This window comes from Streptomyces sp. CB01881 (assembly GCF_002953255.1).
In the GTDB taxonomy this organism is placed as follows: Bacteria; Actinomycetota; Actinomycetes; order Streptomycetales; family Streptomycetaceae; genus Kitasatospora.
The window spans coordinates 10,657,198-10,676,203 of record NZ_CP026498.1; the positions used below are offsets into that span (position 1 = coordinate 10,657,198).

Sequence of the window (19,006 nt, forward strand, 5' to 3'; positions counted from 1 at the left end):
CAATCTGCCGTGAGCAGGTCAACCTTTCGTCAAGCGACGCGCCCGTGGTGCGGCCTGTCGTCGCTGCTCAGGCCACTGGCCGGACCGCGTACCCGCCCAGTGCGCCCTCCAACTGCTCGAAGGCGCGGACCGCGGCCGGCCGGATGGCGTCGGCTGTCGACTCGTGCTCCTCCCCGGCCAGCGTGCGGCGGAACACCTCGGCGAAGAGCGTCCGGTGGATCGCGGCGAGCAGGCCGGCGGCGAGTCGGGCGGTCAGGTCGGCGGGCGGGGAGTCGGTGGCTTCGGCGAGGGCGCCGCCGAGGGCGTCCTCGCTCTGCTCGTGGATCTCGCGCAGTCTCGCGACCAGGGCGGGGCTCTCGGTGATGGTGCGGGCGAAGGCGGGGCCGGAGAACCCGAGCGCGGCATCGTGGCGGTCGATCGCGGCCAGGCACTCCCGGCGCAGCGCGGCCAGCGCGGACTCGCCGGGCGCGCGCCCGGCGACCGTCCGGGCGAGCCCGGCGACGATCTCCTCGTGCAGGTCGAGGACCAGGTCCTCCTTGCGCGGGAAGTGGTTGGTGACGGTCATCTTGGCGACGCCGGCGGCCGCCGCGACCTCGGCGATCGTCGTCCGGTCGAAGCCCCGCTCGATGAACAGCCGGGTCGCGGCGTGTGAGATCGCCTCGCGGGTGCGGCGCTTGTTGAGCTCGCGCAGGTTGGGGGTGCCGTCGGTCATGGGGTGAGTCTAGCGTAGATTCGCTGGGTCGGACACAGAAAATAGACTTGACCCAATTGATGGGTCGGACCTAAGTTCTCCATCGGCGGCCGGAGCGGTCGCCGAACGGACGACCCTGGGGAGGGGCCATGGCCGGATCGGCCGCCAGTTCGTGCACTTCGGGATCACCGCGTCCGTCCAGTACTTCGGGCCCGTCCCGTCCGTCGGACTTTTCCCGTCCGTCGGACTCCTCCCGCAGGCCGTCGGCGGGGGGCGGCCGCGAGCCGTTGCCACCCGGGCTGCTCGGGATGGGCGCCGTGCTCGCGCTGGGCCCGGTGCTGGCCCTGCTCGACACCACGATCGTCAACGTCGGGATCGACTCCGTCGCCCGCGATCTGCACAGTTCGATGGCGGCTGTGCAGTGGGTGTCCACCGGCTACCTGCTGGCCATATCGCTCACCATGCCGCTCTCCGGCTGGGCCGCGGGGCGGTTCGGCGCCCGCCGGACGTGGCTGGTCTCGGTCGCGCTCTTCGTCGCGGGCTCCGCCCTCTGCGGCCTGGCCTGGTCGACGGGCAGCCTGATCGCCTTCCGGGTCCTGCAGGGGATCGGCGGAGGCCTGATCCAGCCGCTCGGGCAGACGATCATGGTTCAGGCGGCCGGCCCGTCCCGGATCGGCCGGGTGATGGGCACGCTGATGCTCCCGATAAGCCTGGCGCCGGTCCTCGGGCCGGTCCTCGGCGGCCTCGTCCTAGAGCACCTGGCCTGGCGGTGGATGTTCCTGCTGAACGTCCCGGTCGGTCTGGCCACCCTGCTGCTCGCCGCCCGCCTGGTCCCCTCCGACGGGCACCGCGCGGAGCCGCGCCCCCGGCTGGACGTCACCGGGCTCGCCCTGCTCTCACCGGGCCTGACAGCGCTGGTCTACGGGCTCGCCACGATCGGTGGCGCCGCGGGGGCGGGCAGCGGCGCGGCCGTGACGCTCGGCTGCGCGCTGCTGCTGGGGTACAGCGTGCACGCGCTGCGCACCCCGGTCGAGGGCCGCCCGCCGCTGATCGACCTTCGGCTGTTCGCCCGGCGCGGCTTCTCGGTGGCCACCGCCAATTCCTTCCTTCAGGGCGCCGCGCTCTACAGCTCGATGTTCCTGGTGCCGCTCTACTACCAACAGGTCGAGCAACGCGGAGCCGTCGAGGCCGGGTTGCTGCTGGCTCCCCAGGCGCTCGGTACGGCGGTGACCTCACTGCTGGCCGCCCGGATCGCCGACCGGATGGCCCCGCGCCCGCTGATCCTGATCGGCATCGCCTGCTCGCTGCTCAGCACGCTGGCCTTCACCCGGCTTGGCGCCGGAACCGGTCCCGCGGACGGGCTGCTGGCGGCTTCGCTGGCACTGCGCGGAGCCGGCATGGGCATCATCGTCATCCCCGGGATGGCGGCGGTGTACGGGAGCGTGGGGCGGGCGCAGGTCCCGGCGGCCGCCGGGGCGGTGAACGTGCTCAACCGGGTGGGCGGCGCGCTCGGTACCGCGGTCCTCACGCTGGTCCTCCAGCGTTCGCTGGCCGGTCACCCGGGGTACCCGGCCGCCGCCTTCGGATCCACCTTCTGGTGGGTGCTCGGCCTCTCCGCCCTCGCGATCGCGCCCGCCCTGCTCTACCCGGCCGGCCGCAAGCGCCCCTGACCGACCTCCACCGGCGACCTCCGCCGCCGGCGTCCGCGACCGACCGGTAGCGACTGACACCGGTAGCCGACCCGAACCGGCCGCCGACACACCGACCGTCCACTTTCGAGAGAAGGACCATCCGTGTTCACCAAGCACCCCGGACTCCGCCTGCTCACCATCCACGCCCACCCCGACGACGAGTCCAGCAAGGGCGCGGCCACCCTCGCCCGGTACGCAGCCGAGGGCGTGGAGGTCATGGTTGCGACGTGTACCGGCGGCGAGCGCGGATCCGTCCTCAACCCGGCGCTCGACCGTCCCGAGGTCCGCGCCGATCTCGCCCGGGTCCGGCGTGAGGAGATGGCGGCCGCCCGCGGGATCCTCGGGGTCGACCAGCGGTTCCTGGGATTCGCGGATTCCGGCCTGCCCGGCCCGGGCGAGCCGCTGCCCGACGGCTGCTTCGCCCGCCAGCCGGTCGAGACCGCCGCGGCACCACTGGTTGCCCTGATCCGAGAGTTCCGCCCGCATGTCGTCATCACCTACGACGAGACCGGCGGCTACCCGCACCCCGACCATGTGATGACCCACCAGGTCACGGTCGAGGCCTTCGAGGCGGCCGGCGACGAGCACCGCTACCCGGAGGAGGGCAAGCCCTGGCGGCCGTCCAAGCTCTACTACCACCTGGCGCTCTCCAGGGCCTGGTTCCAGACCCTGCACGACGCGATGACGGCACACGGTGTCGACTCGGCCATGGGCGGGCTGCTCGCGGAGTGGCCGGACACCCCGCCCGCGCTCGCCACCACCACGCGGATCGAGTGCGCCGAGTGGTTCGCGGTCCGGGACGCCGCACTGCTGGCGCACGCCACCCAGGTCGAGCCGGGCACCGGGTTCATGGCGCACCCGCGCGACATCGAGCGTGAGGCCTGGTCGACCGAGGACTACCACCTCGCCCGGTGCCGGGTACGGACGGCGCTCCCCGAGGCCGACCTGTTCGCCGGCCTGCGCCCCGGGGAGTCGGGCGGATGAGGCGTCTCAGCGGGACGGTCCGTGGCGGTCACCCGAGCTGCCCGAGCCGCCCGAAACACCCGAGCTGCCCGAGCTGCCCGAAACACCCGAGCCGCCCGAGCCGCCTGGCCCCGCCGGTCTCGCCGTCCCCGCCGGTCCGGTCCGGCCGAGCGGTCTCGACGGCTCCCGTCGCCGGGTCAGCACTGCCCGTCGGCGAGGACGAAGTAGCCGGGGCCGGTCTGCTTCAGGGTGTGGGTGGTGAAGGTGTTCCAGAGCCCCATGCCCTGGCCGGATCCGAGGGCGTAGGTGAGACCGCCGCTCTGCGTCGCGCGTCCCGCCTTCACCTGGTTGTAGTTGTTGTCCGTGAAGCACTGCGGTGCGCTGCCGCCGGTGCTCGCCGTCACCGCGACCGAGCGGGCGCCCTCGGTGCCCGCGGCGTCGACGGCGGCCACGGTGTAGGTGTACGTCGTCCCGGTGCTCAGCCCGGTGTCGGTGTACGAGGCCGTGCTCGGGCCCGCCACCCGGACGCCGTCCCGGTACACCGCGTACGAGGCGGCGCCGGTGACGGCCTGCCAGGTGAGCGCCACGGCGTCCGGGCCGGTGGCGGTCGCGTTGAGCCCGGTGGGCGCGGGCAGCGACGGCGTGGTGGAGCCGCCGCCGTCCAAGCCCCAGAACTGCGCGGTGTAGTAGCTGGAGCAGATCGTGTTGAGGAAGTAGCTGCCGGTGGCCCCGCACTGGTCGGCACCCGACCCCGGGCTGACCGCGAGACCGTGGCTCATCCCCGCGACCGAGTAGAGCGCCACGGCGGCCCGGCCGTTCGCGTCGTTGTAGACGGACTGGGTGGTGCTGCCGGGAAGGCTCCGGGTGGCGGACGCGTTCTGTCCGATCCCCCACACGTCCGTCCACTGGTCCCGCAGCTCGGTCGCGTTCACCGGCTTCACGGTCGTGTCGGCGCTGCCCTGCCAGATCGCGACACGCGGCCACGGCCCGGCGTAACCCGGGTACGCCCGGCGGACTTTGTCACCCCACTGGGCCGGGGTGAGCCGCTGATCGGTGTTCTGGCAGCCGGACGCGGTGCTCTGGGTGGTGGCGCAGTGGGCGGGCAGACCGGAGTCGATGGCGCCGCCGGCGAACACGTCCGGGTAGTCGGCCAGGAGGTCGGCCGCCATGCCGCCGCCCGCCGAGAGACCGGTGACGAACACCCGGTGGCTGTCCGAGCCGTACAGCGACCGGGCCTTGGTGACCATCTCGACCACCGACTCGGCCTCGCCCGAGCCCCGGCCGTCCTTGCTCGCGTCGAACCAACTGAAGCAGGAGAGGCTGTTGTTGGCGGAGCCGGTCTGCGGGAACACCACGGCAAAGCCGTAGAGGTCGGCGAACTTCGTCCAACCGGAGTTCCGGTAGTAGTCGTTGGCCGTCTGCACACAGCCGTGCAGCGCGACCACCAGCGGTGCCCCGGCCGGCAGACCGGCGGGAGTGTACGCGTACATCGCCAGGTTGCCCGGGTTGGCGCCGAAGCCGGTGACCTGCTGGTACGTTCCGCCCGGGGCGGCGTCGGCCGCGGTCGCGGCAGGGCCTGCAGTGGCGGGCGAGGCAGTGGCCGCGAGCGCGCCCGCCGCCAGCACCGCGGCGGCCGCGCAGCGCGCGAGCCGCCCGCCGCGCCGGGGTGGTACGGCGCTGGAAGCCGAGGGAGGGGTGGACGCACCGGTGGTCGGCAGCACAGTCACGGGGGACTCCAGGGTGGGGGAGGAGTTCGGGTGGGACGTCGTGCAGCGTGGCGCGTCCGTCGGCGGGGCGGAATGTAACGGGCCTCCGACCTCGGGCGGCCCGTCATGGCCGGGGCCGCCATGGCGCGGTCGTGGCCTTCGAGCCTGGCGCCTTGTCGCATCGCATCGGGACCCGGCTACTGAGCCCCCGACCTGCTGAGGCGTCACACCCCGCCTGCAGAGCCACTCGGCCCCGGCCCCGGCCACGTGACGGGCCGAGAGCCGCCGGGCCCGGGCCCGGCCCCGCTATGTGACGGACAGGGCCCGGTCAGGTGACGCTCCGGGCCCCGGCCGCCGAAGCGGCCGGGGCCCGGAGGGAACGAAGGGAGGTGGGAGGCCGGGGCGGCCGGTGTCAGAGCGCGGCCAGCAGTCCGCAGAGCGCGAGAAGCCCGCAGATGCCAAAGTTGATCAGCTTGTGCGAGAGGAAGACCGCGGCGAACTCGCGGATGGTCGCGCTCGGCCAGTAGTACGCGGCCGTCGGCGAGCCGAACACCTGCCCGTTGACGCCCGTCTTGCGGGCGGTCAGCGCGGCCCGGAAAGCGTGGAAGTTGTTGGTGACGATCACACAGCGGTAGTCGGGCTTGGCCTGTTCCATGATCACCTTGCTGAACAGCAGGTTCTCCTCCGTGGTGCGGGAGCGGTCCTCGCGCTCGATCCGCTCCGCCGGGAACCCGCGCTCGACGAGGTAGTCGGCCATCGCGTGGGCCTCCGGCAGCTTCTCGTCCGGCCCCTGACCGCCCGAGGTGATCAGCACCGGCGGGTTGCCGCGTGCGGCCTGGCTCTCGAAGACCTCGCGGCCGCGGTTGAGCCGGCTTGCCAGCAGCGGTGGCACGCGGTCGCCGCCGATCAGGCCGGAGCCGAGCACCACGACGAAGTCCACGTCCCGGCGGGGGCGGTGACGGCCGTACAGGAAGGCGTAGCCCACGAAGCAGACGAACAGGAAGGAGATGTACCCGACCACCAGCGCGGTGGTGCCCGCGAGGATGCCCAGCCGGTAGGAATGGGTGAACAGCGCTGCGACGAGCAGGATGATCACCGCGAGGATGCCGAGACCCGCAAGCAGGGAGAGCAGGTTGGCGGGCCGCCAACCCTCCTTGCGGATCATCGTCAGGCCGTTGGAGATCAGAAACCAGATCAGTGCGAGCGTGCCGATCGCCGGGGATGATGGCGACCGCCGCCAGTTCGGCCACCAGCGTGGGCGCCTTGCGCACTTCGGCCAGCAGCGCCAGGGCGAGGAAGGAGACGGCAATACCGAGCAGGACGGCGTTGCTGAACTGGCGTCGGTCGCGTAGGACCCCGATCCCGCACAGGACGAAGAAGAAGGCTGCTGGGGCGAAGGCGATCATATTTGTATCGTAGGGGCCGGAAGGAGTGGTCAGGTGCCGGTCCGGTCGGCCTTGGCGAGGACCTCGGAGGCCTTGGCGCGTTGGCCCGTCGGGTCCGAACCGTCCTGCTGGTGCGTCGCGGTGGGCGCCTGCACCCCGTCAGCCGAGTCGGCCCCGTCGGCCGCGGCGGCCCGGTCAGTCCTGTCGGTCCTGTCGGTCCCGGCGGCTCCGTCCGGCCCGCCGGCCCCGGCCGGCGCCGTCTGCTGCACTCCCTGTACTCCCCGCACTCCCTGTACTCCCCGCACGCCCGGTACCGCCGCCGCGCCCGCGCAGGCGAGCGCGACCAGGGCGGCCGTGACCAGCAGCGGCCCGGTGCTGCCCCAGGCGTCGGCGGCCAGCGGTGCCAGCGTGTAGCCGAGCGGCGCGGCCGCCAGTGAGAGCAGCCAGTCGTAGGAGGTGACCCGGGCCAGGACCTGGGCGGGGAACTCCTGCTGCACGACCGTCTGCCAGACCGGGTTGAGGAAGCCGAGCCCGGCCATCGCGATCGCGTACGCGGCGACGGTGAGCGGAGCCGGGGCGGTGGTGGCGAGGGCGAGCAACGGCAGTGCGTAGAGGGCGAGGCCGAGGTTGGCGACCATCACCGGGCGGCCCGGGCGGACCCGGCCGGCGAGCAGCGATCCGGCGAGCACTCCGAACGCCCCGGCCTGGGTCATCGCGATCCAGATGCCGTCCCCGCCCAGTTCGCGGGCGGCCACCAGCGGGCCGAGGGTGAGCAGCACCGTGCTGGCGCCGTTCCATGCACCGTGGGCGATCAGGCTGGTCCAGTACCAGTCCCGGGAACGGAGTTCGGTCCAGCCCTCGGCCAGGTCGGCGAAGAACGGGCGGCGCTCGGCGGGGGTGTGCCGGACGGTGATGCGCGTCAGCAGGGCGGCGCTGACCGCGAAGGAGGCGGCGTCCAGGACGAAGGCCCAGCCCGCGCCCGCCGTGTACACCAGCACGCCGGCCAGCGCGGGGCCGCCGAGGCGGGCCGCGTTGCCGGTGGACGCGAGCAGGGCGTTGGCCCGCATCCGGAGCGGTCCCTTGACGGTGGCCGCGACGAGAGGGGAGGCCGTCGGCATGGCGAAGGCGGAGGCGGTGCCGCCGATCGCCTCGGCCACGGCGATGTGCAGCAGCCGCGGTTCGGCGCCGATCAGTTCGACGCCGACGGACAGTTGCGCGGCGGCCCGGACCAGGTCGGTCACCAGCGCGACCACCCGGGGGTTGAAGCGGTCGCCGACCACCCCGCCCAGCGGGAGCAGGAGCAGCCGGGGCACCATCGCGCAGCCGAGCACGAGGGCCAGTGCGCCGGAGGAGCCGGTGGCTCGGGTGATCGCGATGGCCAGGGCGGCGGGGACGACGGCGTCGCCGAGGGTGGAGATGGTCCGGCCGGCGTAGAGCAACCGGAAGTCGTGGAGTCCCAGTGGATGAGTCACGGCGTGGACTATATTTCGGTACCGAAATTTCGGCAACGAAATATAGGTTGACGATCAAGGGCGCCTAGACTCGACCCATGGAGCACCCCGAACAACGGTCCGACGAGCCCAGGGACTGGACCGACGGACATGTCGAGCGCTGGCGGCCGGTCCTGCCACACCTCGACCCGGACATCGAGGGCGCCGTCACCCGGATGAACAAGCTCACCCGCCACCTGCGGCGGGTGCGCGAACAGGGCGTTGCCGACTACGGCCTGCAGAAGCACGAGTTCGACACGCTCCACGAGCTGGCCGGGCGTGGCGGCCACGCCCTCCCGTCCGAGCTGCGGGCGGACCTCAACCTGGCGCCGGCCTCCGTGACCGGGCGTCTCGAAGCCCTGGAGCGCCGGGGGTTCGTCGTCCGCACGCCCTCCACCGAGGACCGCCGCCGCGTCGACGTCGAACTGACCGAGGCCGGCCTGGAGGCCTGGCGGGAGGCGCTGGATGTGGTCGGCCGCGAGGAGCATCGCCTGCTCGGCGTCCTCGCGCCCGAGGAGCGCCGACTCCTCTCCGACCTGCTGCGCCGGGTCCTGCTGGCGGCGGAGGCCCCGGATTCGGCCGACACACCCGGCCCGGGCGGGCAGCCCAAACCGCGCCCCTGACTGCCATGGCCCGGCCGCCTTCAGGGCCCGGACGCCGAAGGCCGTCGGGCCACCGTCGCCCGGGCAGGCCCGGTCCCGCCGCCCATGGCCTCCCGATCACCGTCGCCCCGGCAGGCCCCGGACCGTCACGCGGTTCCGGCTAGTTCCAGGGGCTCACCGAGAGGCGGACGGCGGCATGCGGACCGAGGAGCGGGGCGGCGGTCGTCGGCAGGTCGATGTGTCCGACCCAGGAGTCGGCGGCAGGGTCCTCGTCCGGGAGCGGGTCGCCCTCGGGGCGGAGGTCCTTGATGGCCCCGGTGATCCGGGAGTTCCAGTGCGCCCACGCGGCCGGGCGCGGCCCGGACGCGTCCACGTCGACGACGAGGCTGTCGGCGAAGTCGGCGGTCCGCTCCAGATGGTCGCCGAAGCCGAAGAACCCGTGGTGCTCGCGCAGGGAGAACACCCGCAGGTCGAGCGCGTAGCGGAGTGGTCCGGTCTCATCGGGTCGCGGCAGGGCGCTGGAGAGGAAGGTGGTCGCCAGCCGGACGGCCCCGTTCCCCGCAGTCCTGCTCCCGTTCCCCGCGCCCCGGCCTCCGTTCCCCGTGACCCCGTCACCGCCGTCGCCGTGGTCGCCGACGCCCCCGGCCGAGCCGTTGCCGTTCCCCGCCGGGTCGGAGAGCTGGATGGGGCACCAGTGCGGTGCCACCCGCTCGTGCATCGTCACCGGCAGGCCGCGCACCGAGAGGGCGACCTCGGCCTGCCAGGTCACGTCGGGGTCGTCGGATGGCAGGTCCACCCCGACAAGGTCGGCGCGGACCTGGAGGTCGCCGAAGAGGAAGCGGCGCAGGTTCTGGTATCCCTCCTCGGAGTTGACCAGTCCGTACGGCCCGCTGTGGCTGCGGTGGACGAAGGCCTGCTGGGCGCCGGTGACCTGGGCGTTGGCGATCTGCACCAGCCCATCGCTGCGCGGCCCGACCGTCGCCGCCGAGGCCCCGTGGGCCACGTCGTAGTCGGCCGGGTCGGTGCCCACCAGGCAGAACACCCGCTGCAGCGGGAAGCCGCCGGCGGCCGACTCGGCCGGGCCGGTGCCGTCGTCGTCCGGCATGTCGACGGCCCGCCAGTCGTCGGGCGGTCCGTCCGGGTCGAGGCGGGCCGTCGGCGTCAGGTACCGGTACATGTGGTCCGGCCCGAAGATGTCCGAACCGTTGATGTTGAGGGCGTCGCGCAGTGCTTCGGGGGCGCCGAAGCCGACGTCGAAGGTGATTCCGCCGTGCGGCGTGCCGTAGGTGAAGAGTTTGGCCACGTAGTCGGCGGCCCGGCGGCCCGGGCGGCGGTCCGGGATGATCTTCTGCAGCAGGCAGCGGCAGATCAGCCCGCCCATCGAGTGGGCGACCAGGTACACGCTCGGCGCGCCGGTCTTGGCCTGGAGCTTCTCGATCAGGGCCAGCAGGTCGACGGCGGCCGACTCCAGGTCGAAGCGTTGCGGTTTGGCGCCCCAGGAGCTGGAGGAGAGGTCGTAGAAGCGGTGGATCCAGATGCTGTCCGGCGCGATGTTGTCGTGGGTTTCGAGGTACGTCCCCTGACCCCCCTCGACGAAGATGTGGTAGCCCTCGTCAAGGTGCAGCCGCAGTAAGGGACTCTCGAACTGGTAGAAGACGGGGGAGTCTTCGCGCCCGACGCGGATGTGCATCGAGCCCTCGTTGAACCCGTAGAACGGATCCGTGACGGCTTTCTCGATCCCCGAGGTGCCCCCGGCGTAACCCCGGACGTAGATGATCGGGAGCCTGGCGGACGGCGTGCTCATGGCCGGCCTGCCCTCTCCGCGGCCGGTACCGGCCGGCACCGGCCGACCCGTGGAAGTGGATGTACTCCCTCCAGTGTCGGAGCCCGCACCCGGCCTGTCACCCCCCGGGCACGAACCGTTGATGACGCGTCACCGCTCGTGTCGGTCCCGTGTCCGATCTGCCGCGGCTGGGCACGGACCGTTGATGGCACGTCACTGCTCGTGTCGCGGTTCGCGTTCCGGGCCCGGCCCCGCGAACCGCTCGACGGCCGCGAAGATCGCCTCCTGCATGGCGGGGCTGCCGGTGTGCCCGGAGTCGTGGATGACCGTCAGCTCCGCGTCCGGCCAGGCCTTGGCCAGTGCCCAGGCGCTGTCCAGCGGTGAGCCGAGGTCCAGTGCGCCGTGGATCAGCACGCCCGGGATGCCCGCCAGCCGTCCGGCGTCGCGCAGGAGTTGGCCGTCCTCCAGGAAGGCGGCATGCGAGAAGTAGTGTGCGGTGATCCGGGTGAAGGCCATCAGCGCGTCGTCCGGGCGGTCGGTGTAGGCGTTCGGCGAGCCGAGCGCCTCGTGTGCGATCACCGCGTCCTCCCAGGTGGCCCAGTCGTGCGCGGCCTTGCGCCGGACGGCCTCGTCGGGGTTGTTCAGCAGGCGGCTGTACGCCGCCACCAGGTCGCCGTCCCGGTCGGCGAGCGGCAGCGCGTCCCGGAACGCCTCCCAGGCGCCGGGCGCGAATCGGGCGACACCGCGGTAGAGCCACTCGGTCTCCTCGGGCCGGGTCATGGTCACCCCGCAGATCACGATTTCCGAGACCCGCTCGGGGTGGGCCTGGGCGTAGGCGAGGATCAGGGTGGACCCCCACGACCCGCCGTAGAGCAGCCACTGCTCGATGCCGAGGTGTTCGCGCAGCCGCTCCATGTCGGCGATCAGGTGCGCGGTGGTGTTGTGCTCCAGGCCGGTGGTCGGGTCGGAGGCGTGCGGCAGGCTCTGCCCGCACCCGCGCTGGGAGAACTGGACCAGGTGGTAGCGCCCGGGATCGAAGTACTTCCGGCGGCCCGCGCGGAGCCCGGACCCCGGCCCGCCGTGCACCGTCAGCGCGGGCTTGCCCTGCGGGTTGCCCGATGCCTGCCAGTGGATCCGCTGGCCGTCGCCGACGTCCAGCCAGCCCTGCGCGTACGGTTCGCTGAGCGGGTGGAACTCGGTCACTTCGGAGCACCTCCTGGGCGAACGGGCAGGAGATCGCGAGGCTACCCGCTCTCCGCAGTGCCCGTCGAGGCCATTGATCCCGCAGGTGCCGTGGCGGCGGGGGAGCGAGTGTCGGCCGGGCCCGCCTGGTCCGACTGACCGTCAAAAGCCTTGCAGCTCAAGGGTTCAGCGCTTGGTCGTCGCAGCGCTTCTCCGCGGCGTCAGCGCTTCTCCGCGGGATCGGTGCTTCTCCGCGGGGACGGTGCTTCCTTGCGGGTCAGCGCTTCTCCGGCGGTAGCAGTGCGGCGAGCCCGTCGATGATCCGTTCGAGGCCGAAGTCGAACCGGGCGTCCATGGCCGGCTGGGTGAGGTCGTCGGCGAGGGCGACGAGGTTGGGGAACTCCTCGACCGGCAGGGCGCGGAAGCGGTCGCCGGCGGCCGCGGCGATCTCGCCGCGGCTCGCGCCCCTGGCCTCGTCGGCGGAGATGGGGGACTGCTCCTGGAGGACGAAGCCCTGGACGTAGGCGCCCAGTAGATAGGTGGTCATGGCGGCGTCGGCGTCGGAGAAGCCCGCCTCGCGCAGCCGGTCCAGCTGCTCCTCCAGCAGTCGCAGCAGGTACGGGCCGGGGGCGAGCCGCCCGGCGACCACCCTGGCGGCGTCGCGCCTGTCCAGCAGCAGGCGGCGGTAGCGGCGGCCGTAGTCGAGGAACTGGCTGCGCCAGTCGCCCTCGCGCGGGGGTGCGACGGCGTCGGCCATGATCGCGTCGTTGAGCAGGTCGAGCAGCTCGTCCTTGTTGCGGACGTGCCAGTACAGCGAGGCGGCCTTCACGCCCACCTCGGCCGCGACCTTTCGCATGGACAGGCCTGCCAGGCCGTCCCGCTCCAGCACCCGCAGGGCTGCCACGACGAGGGCGTCCCTGGTCAGCGCGGGCTGGGTGTCGGTCTCGTCGTGCGTCGCCATGGGTCTCCGCCCGCCTTCCGTGCCTTCGCGGGTGCTGCCGCCGGCGGCTCCCGCGCCTCGCCGGATTCCAGCGGCCGCGGGAATCCCACTTGCAATCTAACACCGTTAGGGGCACTCTTTCCCTGCCGGTTCGTCCCTAACACTGTTAGGGACTTGGAGGATGGAGGAATCCCGATGGGGGAGTCGAGCGCCCTGCGGAAGAGGCTCGCACTGGCGACGCTGTGCGTCACCATGTTCATGTCCATGCTGGACAACGTCATCGTCAACATCGCCCTGCCCCGCATCGGGCACGACCTGGACGCCGGGATCGGCGGGCTGGAGTGGGTGGTCGAGGGGTACAGCCTGGTCTACGCCGCACTGCTGCTCACCGGCGGCGCGCTCGGTGACCGGTTCGGCCGGACCCGGGTGTTCCGGCTCGGACTCGCGCTGTTCACGGCCGGGTCGGCGCTCGCCGCGCTCGCCGGGACCACGGGTGTGCTGGTCACGGCCCGGATGCTCCAGGGCGTCGGCGCCGCGCTGCTCACCCCGGGGAGCCTGGCCATCCTGCGGCACGTCTTCACCGACGAGCGCGAGCGGGCCCGTGCGATCGGGCTCTGGTCGGCGGTCTCCGCACTCGGCCTCTCGGTCGGGCCGGTGATCGGCGGGCCGATGGTCGACCACCTCGGCTGGGCCAGCGTGTTCTGGATCAACGTGCCGATCGGGGTGGCGGGGCTCGTCCTGGCGAGCCGGGTGCTCCCGGTCATCGCCCCGCGGGAGCGGCGGATCGACCTCGGAGGCCTGGCGCTCTCCGCGGCCGGCCTCGGCGCGCTCGTCTACGCGCTGATCGCGGGCCCGTCCCGGGGCTGGACCGACGCCCGGGTGCTCGGCTGCGCGGTGGCGGCCGCCCTGCTGCTGGCCGGCTTCCTCCTGCTGGAGCGGCGCCTGGCCGAACCCATGCTGGACCTCGGTCTCTTCCGCGACGGCATCCTCGGCGGGGCCCTGCTGAGCGGGTTCATGGTGAGCTTCGGAATGTTCGGCGTGATGTTCTTCCTGCCGCTGCTGATGCAGGGCGTGCTGAGCTGGGCACCGACCGACGCCGGGTACGCGGGCCTGCCGATGGCGGCGATGATCGTCGCCGGTGCCCCGGTCGCGGGGCGGCTGACCGGCCGTCACGGCCCCGGACTGCCGCTGGTGCTGGGTCTGCTGCTCTGCGCCCTGGGGCTCGGCGGGCTCTCCTTCCAAGGCGCCGACGCGCGCTACCCCGAGTACCTGTGGACGCTGTTCACCATGGGCCTCGGCATGGGGATGACGTTCACCCCCGTCTCCATCGCCGTGCTCCAGCGAGTCGGGCCCGCGCAGACCGGGATGGCCTCGGCGACCATCAACACACTGCGCGAACTGGGCGGCGTGATCGGCGTCGCCGCCCTCGGCGCCGTCCTGACCCACCGCATGACCGGCACGCTCACCGGCTCGCTGGAGCGGCTGGGCGTGGCGCCGGAGTCGGTCGGACGGGCCGCCGATGCTCTGGCCGGCGCGGGCTCCGGGCACGGGAGCGGCTCGGGGGCGGCGCTGCCCGGGCCGGTCCAGGCCGCGGTGGACGGTGCGTTCGTCGACGGGGTGCACCTCGCGGTGCGCTGCGGTTCGGCGGGATTGGCGGCCACCGCCGTCCTGGTCGCCGTCCTGCTCCGACGGGGCGCCCGGGTGGGACGGCCGGCGGAGAGTGGGCGGACGGCGGCTGGGCAGGCGGAGAGCGGGCGGGGCGACGGACCGGCGAACGGCCGACCGGGCGGTCAGGAGCAGCCGGCGCCGTCGGCCGGAGGCAGGCCGGTGGGCGTGAGCGATGCGGTCTGACGAGCTGTCACGGGCGGGTGGTGACCAGCCGGCGAGCACCTGTCGGCGATCCCGTCAGTGATCGGCTACCGGAAGTCACCGTCCGGAGGCCGGCGGTCCGGGGGTTCGGACCGGTGCTCGCCGCAGGATGCTCACCGCCCGGCAGCCTCCACTGCGGCCTGGGCGGCGCGGGCCAGCTCGCGCCGCGCCCGCGACCGTCCCGGCCCCCGCGGTCCGGTGGGTTCGGTGAGCCCGGTGGGTTCGGTCGGCCCGGTCGGGGCCATTGAGGCCACCGGGGCCGGGATCAGGGGCAGAAACGTCACCTCCGCCACCAGCCCGCGGACTTCGACCACCCGCGCGAGGGAGCTGACCAGGTCGTCCTCGCCGACGAAGGCGGCCACGCTGGTCGGCCGCCCGTCGGCCAGCCGGTAGCGGATCGCGACCGGTTGGACGGGGGCGCCCGCCCGGGCCGCGGCCTCGAAGAAGGCCGGGCGGAACCGTCCGCTCTCCCGCCCGCACCAGGTCGACCCCTCCGGGAACACGACCACCGGACGGCCCGCCCGGAGCAGTGCGGCGACGGCGTCGACCGCCGCCGGGAGGGCGCGCAGCCGGTCCCGTTCGATGAGCACCGTGCCGCCCGAGGAGACCAGCGGTCCGAGGACGGGCCACCTGCCCACCTCGGCCTTCGCGACGGCCCGGCCGGGGCGGGCCGCCGCGATCAGCGGGATGTCCAGCCAGGAGATGTGGTTGGCCACCACCAGCACCCCGCCCTCGGCGGCAGGGCGCGGCGCGAGCCGGACGGCGACCCCGAGGGAGCCGAGCAGGGTGCGCGCCCAGAGCCGGACCAGCCGGTCGCGCGCTTCCCGTGGGAGGGCGCGCACCGGCGGGATGAGCACGATGCCCGTCACCAGCACCGGCAGGAAGACGGCGAGCCGCAGCGCCCGGCGGGGGAGCGCCACCGTCGGGACCGGTTCGGTCAGGCACGTCGCGGGCGTGCAGGGAGCCGTGGGCAGCCAGACGCTCACTCGGTTGCGGTTGCGGTTGCTGTGGTTGCGGCGGTTGCGGCGGTTGCGGCGGTTGCGGCGGTTGCTGCGGTTGCGGCGGTTGCGGCGGTTGCTGCGGTTGCTGCGGTTGCGGCAGTGGTTGCGGCAGGGGCGACGGAGGTGCCGGAGGTGCCGGGGCCGGTGGGTGCCGGCACCCCGGAGAGGAAGTGCCGCAGGTAGCGCGGGTCGGTGCGCTCCAGCGACAGCAGCACGTACAGGTCGGCGGTGGCGAAGTCCGGGTCGTGTGCGGGTGCGCCGCAGACCCAGGCGCCCAGCCGCAGGTAGCCGCGGAGCAGCGGCGGCAGGGCGGCCCGTCCGGCACGCGGTACGCCGGTCGCGTCCCACGGCCGGTGCGGGGCGACCCGGTACTGCTCGGGCGCCAGGTGCTTGGCGCTGACGGTGCCCCAGACCCGGGCCGCGGTGCCGCCGCCGTCGTCCAACGGGATCGAGCAGCAGCCGCCGACCCAGGTGTTGCCGGTCTCGGCGAGGTAGCGGGCGATGCCGCCCCACATCAGGTTGATCACGGCGCCGTTGCCCCGGTGGTCGGCGTCGATGCAGGAGCGACCCAGCTCCACCAGGCCGTCTCGGAGCGGGGCCAGGTTGGCCAGGTCGAACTCGCCGTCGGAGTAGAGCCGGCCGGCCCGCCGGGCGGCTTCGGGACGGAGCAGCCGGTAGGTGCCGACCACCGGGCCGTCCTCACCCTCGCGCACCAGCAGGTGGTCGCAGTACTCGTCGAACGGGTCGACGTCCAGGCCGGGCACCGGGCTGTGCAGTACGGCGCCGAGTTCGGCGGCGAAGACCTGGTGGCGCAGCCGCTGGGCGGCGCGCAGGTCGTCCTCGTCCCTGGCCAGGGTGACGGTGTAGGCGGCGGCCTCGACGGCGGTGGGCGCAGTGGTGACGGGCGCAGTGGTGACGGGCGGCGCGGCGGCGGCCGGGGTGGTGGCGGGCCGGGACTGACGCGGGGCGGGCACCGCGGTGGTGCGGCCGGCGGTGTGGTCGGGGAGGACTGCGGGAGGAGTGTACGTGGGGACGCATGGCGGACCCTCCAGGGCAGCACGGACGACGGCGGCCACGGATCGCCGTGGCACCGGCCCGGCTCGCTCGACGTCGGGCCTGCGGGCCGGTATCCGTATGTTTTTCCGAGCCGGCTGGCGTCCACGTTGCTGTTCGGCGGAGCGCAGATGTGCACCTGCTGAATGCGGGCACCCGGCGCCTTCCGGCCACCCGCCGGGCGCCCGGTCGTCGCCCTGTGCTCCGCTCCACGGGGTGGAAAGCGCGGCCCGGGCCTGCCCCACCGTCAAGGCCCCGAGGCCGACGCTCCCGTGACCGACGCTCCCGTGACCGACGCTCCCGAGGCCGACGCTCCCGTGACCGACGCTCCCGAGGCCGACGCTCCCGAGGCCGGGGCTCGACCTCGGGAGCGTCGGCTCAGAAGGCCCGCCACCCCTGCGGGTCGACCCCGCCGGGCACGGCGTCGGCCGGTCCGTACGGCTCGCGGGTGAGGACGAAGGAGCCGAGGTCCAGGTGGCTCACCGAGCCGTCGGTGCGCCGCACCACCCGCAGCGTCTCGCCCGCGTAGTAGTTGTCCAGGCCCGTCCAGGTGCCGTCGGCCTCGGCGCGGAACCGGGAGCTGCGCGGGCTGTTGGTCAACGTGGCCAGCTCCAGCCCGCGGTCGGCCTTGAGCCGCAGGGTGTGCGCGGCGGCGCCCCAGTACCAGGGGCCGGTGAGCGCGAGCAGCTCCTCGTCGACGGAGGTCAGCGGGCGCCAGGGCTCGGGGATGCAGGGCTCGTGCTCGGCGGTGAGTGCGATGAGGTCCGCGGCGACCTGCGCGGAGCTGGGAACGCTGGTCGCGTTGGAGAGCGCGACCGCGGCCAGGCCGTCCGCCTCGCTGATCCAGAGCCCGGCGGTGAACCCCGGCATCGAGCCGGTGTGCCCGTGGAGCACCCGGCCGTCGTGGCGCAGCAGTTGGAGGCCGAGCCCGTAGCCGCTGGACCAGTCGGCGCCCTCCGGGCCGGTGGAGGCCCGGCGCATTTCGGCGAGGGTGTCGGCGGAGAGCACCTTGTCGTCGCCGGCGGCCAGGAAGGCGGCCCAGCGGGCGAGGTCGGCGGCGGTGGACCAGAGCTGCCCGGCCGGGCCCATCAGGCCGGTGTCGGTGAGCGGCTCCGGCAGCATGACGTCCGCCCAGGGGTGGACGGCGAAGCCTCCGGCGTGCGGGTGCTGGGGGAGCAGGGTGGTGCGGTCCATGCCGAGCGGTTCGAGGACCTCGCGGCGCAGCACCTCGCCCCAGGGTTCGCCGCGCAGCCGCTCGACCAGCGCGCCGAGCAGGGCGTAGCCGGGGTTGGAGTAGTGGTAGCGACGCCCGGCCGGGTGCTTCTGCGGGCGCTCGTCCTCCAGGAGGTCGGCGACGGCCGGGCGCAGCGCACCGTCGGTCCGCTCCCACCAGGGCCCGGGCGTCTCGGCGGCGAGGCCGGCCGAGTGCGCGAGCAGCTGGGCGACGGTGGCGTCGCCGGCCGGGGTGCCGGGCAGGTGGCGTCCGAGCGGGTCGGCGAGGTCGAGCAGGCCCTCGTCGCGCAGCCGGAGCACGAGTACGGCGACGAAGGTCTTGGTGAGCGAGCCGATCCGGTACTGGACGTCGGCGTCGGGGGCGTGCCCGTCGACCATGCTGCGGGCGCCGCTCCAGACCAGCCGGCCGTCCCGCACCACCGCGGCGACCAGCGAGGGCGTGCGGCCCTCGGCCTGCGCCACCGCGATCCGGTGCAGCAGGGCGCGGCGGGTGGTGGGGAGCAACTCGTCGTACTGGTCGGTCATCTGATCCTCTACATCATCCGGTGAGACGGCTGAAAGGCTGAACGGGTGGGTCGAGCACGGGTCGGGTGACGGCCGCGGGCTGGCGGCGACGGCACGGACGGTGCTCTCAACCTATTCTCGCCACCGGCCCCGCTCCACCGGTTTTGCCAGGCACGTCCATCACGGCCGGTTCCTCAGGCCGCCCCCGTTCACCGTCCCGTCCCCGTTCACCGGCCGTCCCGTCTCGTCCTCAGGCCGGCCCGCGAACCCGCCAACCTGCCAACCCGCCGACCCTCGTCCTCAGGCCGAGCCTCCCTCCTCAGGCCGACCCGCCGACCCGCCGACCCGCCGACCCGCCGACCCGCCGACCCGCCGACCCCCGTCCTCCGTCGGCCCGCCAACCCGCCGGCACTCTGGCGGAACCGCCGGACGCCTGCGCGAGGTCTGGGCAGGCATGCGCGTGACGATGATCCTGCCCGCCCTGACGGAGGCGACCAGCCCGCTGTTCAGGCCGATCAAGTACTCCCTCTTCCCGCCGCTCGGCCTGGCCACGCTGGCCGGTTACCTGAGCTCCGACGACGAGGTCGAGCTCTACGACGAGCACGTGGAGCGGATCGACCTCGAAACGCTGCCGACCCCCGACCTGCTGGTCGTCCAGCCCTACATCACCTCCGCCAGACGCGGCTACGAGATCGCCGACCACTTCCGGGCCAGGGGCGTGCACGTGGCGATGGGCGGGCTGCACGTCACCTCGCTCCCCGACGAGGCCGCGGCGCACGCGGACACGGTGTTCACCGGCCCGGGCGAGGACACCTGGCCGCAGTTCCTCCAGGACTTCCGGGCAGGCCGGCCCCTGCGCCGCTACGACTCCCGGCTGCGGACCCTCGCCGGACTCCCGCCGGTGCGGCGGGAC

Annotated in this window: 13 protein-coding genes and 2 pseudogenes; 5 read left to right on the forward strand and 10 right to left on the reverse strand. The window is 73.6% G+C overall.

What is annotated here, in order from left to right; all coding sequences use genetic code 11:
- Positions 1-67: 67 nt before the first annotated feature.
- Positions 68-712: a TetR/AcrR family transcriptional regulator gene (locus C2142_RS35890; RefSeq protein WP_148647005.1), complete on the reverse strand. Its 645-nt coding sequence runs from the start codon at positions 710-712 to the stop codon at positions 68-70.
- Between the two features lie 287 nt (positions 713-999).
- Here C2142_RS35890 and C2142_RS35895 point away from each other — a divergent pair, with 287 nt between their 5' ends.
- Together C2142_RS35895 and mca are read left to right on the forward strand one after the other, a co-directional pair.
- Positions 1,000-2,361: an MDR family MFS transporter gene (locus C2142_RS35895; RefSeq protein ID WP_148647006.1), complete on the forward strand. Its 1,362-nt coding sequence runs from the start codon at positions 1,000-1,002 to the stop codon at positions 2,359-2,361.
- Positions 2,362-2,484: 123 nt separating this feature from the next.
- Positions 2,485-3,366, forward strand: coding sequence for a mycothiol conjugate amidase Mca (gene mca, locus C2142_RS35900; protein WP_148647007.1), 882 nt, complete (start codon positions 2,485-2,487; stop codon positions 3,364-3,366).
- A 176-nt stretch (positions 3,367-3,542) separates the two neighbouring features.
- Here mca and C2142_RS35905 read toward each other — a convergent pair whose 3' ends face one another.
- The 3 genes and pseudogenes from C2142_RS35905 to C2142_RS35915 all read right to left on the reverse strand — a co-directional run bounded on the left by C2142_RS35905 (position 3,543) and on the right by C2142_RS35915 (position 7,908).
- On the reverse strand, positions 3,543-5,072 hold the full coding sequence (locus C2142_RS35905) for a PHB depolymerase family esterase (protein WP_241002994.1): 1,530 nt from the start codon (positions 5,070-5,072) through the stop codon (positions 3,543-3,545).
- A gap of 391 nt (positions 5,073-5,463) precedes the next feature.
- Positions 5,464-6,457: pseudogene (locus C2142_RS35910) on the reverse strand (YdcF family protein).
- 29 nt (positions 6,458-6,486) lie between these two features.
- Entirely contained in the window at positions 6,487-7,908 is a 1,422-nt protein-coding gene (locus tag C2142_RS35915) for an MFS transporter (protein ID WP_148647009.1), read from the reverse strand.
- 77 nt (positions 7,909-7,985) lie between these two features.
- On the opposite strand from C2142_RS35915, the gene C2142_RS35920 reads away from it, so the two are divergent.
- Positions 7,986-8,549, forward strand: a complete 564-nt coding sequence (locus C2142_RS35920; RefSeq protein WP_148647010.1) for a MarR family winged helix-turn-helix transcriptional regulator — start codon at positions 7,986-7,988, stop codon at positions 8,547-8,549.
- A 139-nt stretch (positions 8,550-8,688) separates the two neighbouring features.
- Here C2142_RS35920 and C2142_RS35925 read toward each other — a convergent pair whose 3' ends face one another.
- The 3 genes from C2142_RS35925 to C2142_RS35935 all read right to left on the reverse strand — a co-directional run bounded on the left by C2142_RS35925 (position 8,689) and on the right by C2142_RS35935 (position 12,454).
- A complete protein-coding gene (locus tag C2142_RS35925; protein WP_148647011.1) occupies positions 8,689-10,332 on the reverse strand; it encodes an alpha/beta fold hydrolase in 1,644 nt (547 codons plus the stop codon).
- 192 nt (positions 10,333-10,524) lie between these two features.
- A complete protein-coding gene (gene pip / locus C2142_RS35930; protein ID WP_148647012.1) occupies positions 10,525-11,514 on the reverse strand; it encodes a prolyl aminopeptidase in 990 nt (329 codons plus the stop codon).
- Positions 11,515-11,770: 256 nt separating this feature from the next.
- Positions 11,771-12,454 (reverse strand): TetR/AcrR family transcriptional regulator, encoded by a 684-nt coding sequence (locus tag C2142_RS35935; RefSeq protein WP_148647013.1) that lies wholly within the window; start codon positions 12,452-12,454, stop codon positions 11,771-11,773.
- A gap of 174 nt (positions 12,455-12,628) precedes the next feature.
- Between C2142_RS35935 and C2142_RS35940 the strand changes: the two genes are divergently transcribed.
- A complete protein-coding gene (locus C2142_RS35940; RefSeq protein WP_241002995.1) occupies positions 12,629-14,284 on the forward strand; it encodes an MFS transporter in 1,656 nt (551 codons plus the stop codon).
- A gap of 131 nt (positions 14,285-14,415) precedes the next feature.
- On the opposite strand, the gene C2142_RS35945 is transcribed toward C2142_RS35940, so the two are convergent.
- The 3 genes from C2142_RS35945 to C2142_RS35955 all read right to left on the reverse strand — a co-directional run bounded on the left by C2142_RS35945 (position 14,416) and on the right by C2142_RS35955 (position 18,114).
- Positions 14,416-15,222 carry a lysophospholipid acyltransferase family protein gene (locus C2142_RS35945; RefSeq protein WP_162002642.1) on the reverse strand — a complete coding sequence of 269 codons (807 nt, stop codon included), beginning with the start codon at positions 15,220-15,222 and terminating at the stop codon, positions 14,416-14,418.
- Between the two features lie 62 nt (positions 15,223-15,284).
- A complete protein-coding gene (locus C2142_RS35950; protein ID WP_194235850.1) occupies positions 15,285-16,277 on the reverse strand; it encodes a GNAT family N-acyltransferase in 993 nt (330 codons plus the stop codon).
- A gap of 457 nt (positions 16,278-16,734) precedes the next feature.
- Entirely contained in the window at positions 16,735-18,114 is a 1,380-nt protein-coding gene (locus C2142_RS35955; protein ID WP_148647015.1) for a serine hydrolase domain-containing protein, read from the reverse strand.
- 433 nt (positions 18,115-18,547) lie between these two features.
- On the opposite strand from C2142_RS35955, the pseudogene C2142_RS40985 reads away from it, so the two are divergent.
- Positions 18,548-19,006: pseudogene (locus tag C2142_RS40985) on the forward strand (B12-binding domain-containing radical SAM protein); the annotation flags it as partial.

Bases quoted from the DNA above. Each gene is read 5' to 3' on its own strand.
- C2142_RS35935 (WP_148647013.1), bottom strand. From the start codon at position 12,454: ATGGCGACGCACGACGAGACCGACACCCAGCCCGCGCTGACCAGGGAC.
- C2142_RS35895 (WP_148647006.1), top strand. From the start codon at position 1,000: ATGGGCGCCGTGCTCGCGCTGGGCCCGGTGCTGGCCCTGCTCGACACC.
- C2142_RS35890 (WP_148647005.1), bottom strand. From the start codon at position 712: ATGACCGACGGCACCCCCAACCTGCGCGAGCTCAACAAGCGCCGCACC.
- C2142_RS35920 (WP_148647010.1), top strand. From the start codon at position 7,986: ATGGAGCACCCCGAACAACGGTCCGACGAGCCCAGGGACTGGACCGAC.
- C2142_RS35925 (WP_148647011.1), bottom strand. From the start codon at position 10,332: ATGAGCACGCCGTCCGCCAGGCTCCCGATCATCTACGTCCGGGGTTAC.
- C2142_RS35940 (WP_241002995.1), top strand. From the start codon at position 12,629: ATGGGGGAGTCGAGCGCCCTGCGGAAGAGGCTCGCACTGGCGACGCTG.
- C2142_RS35955 (WP_148647015.1), bottom strand. From the start codon at position 18,114: ATGACCGACCAGTACGACGAGTTGCTCCCCACCACCCGCCGCGCCCTG.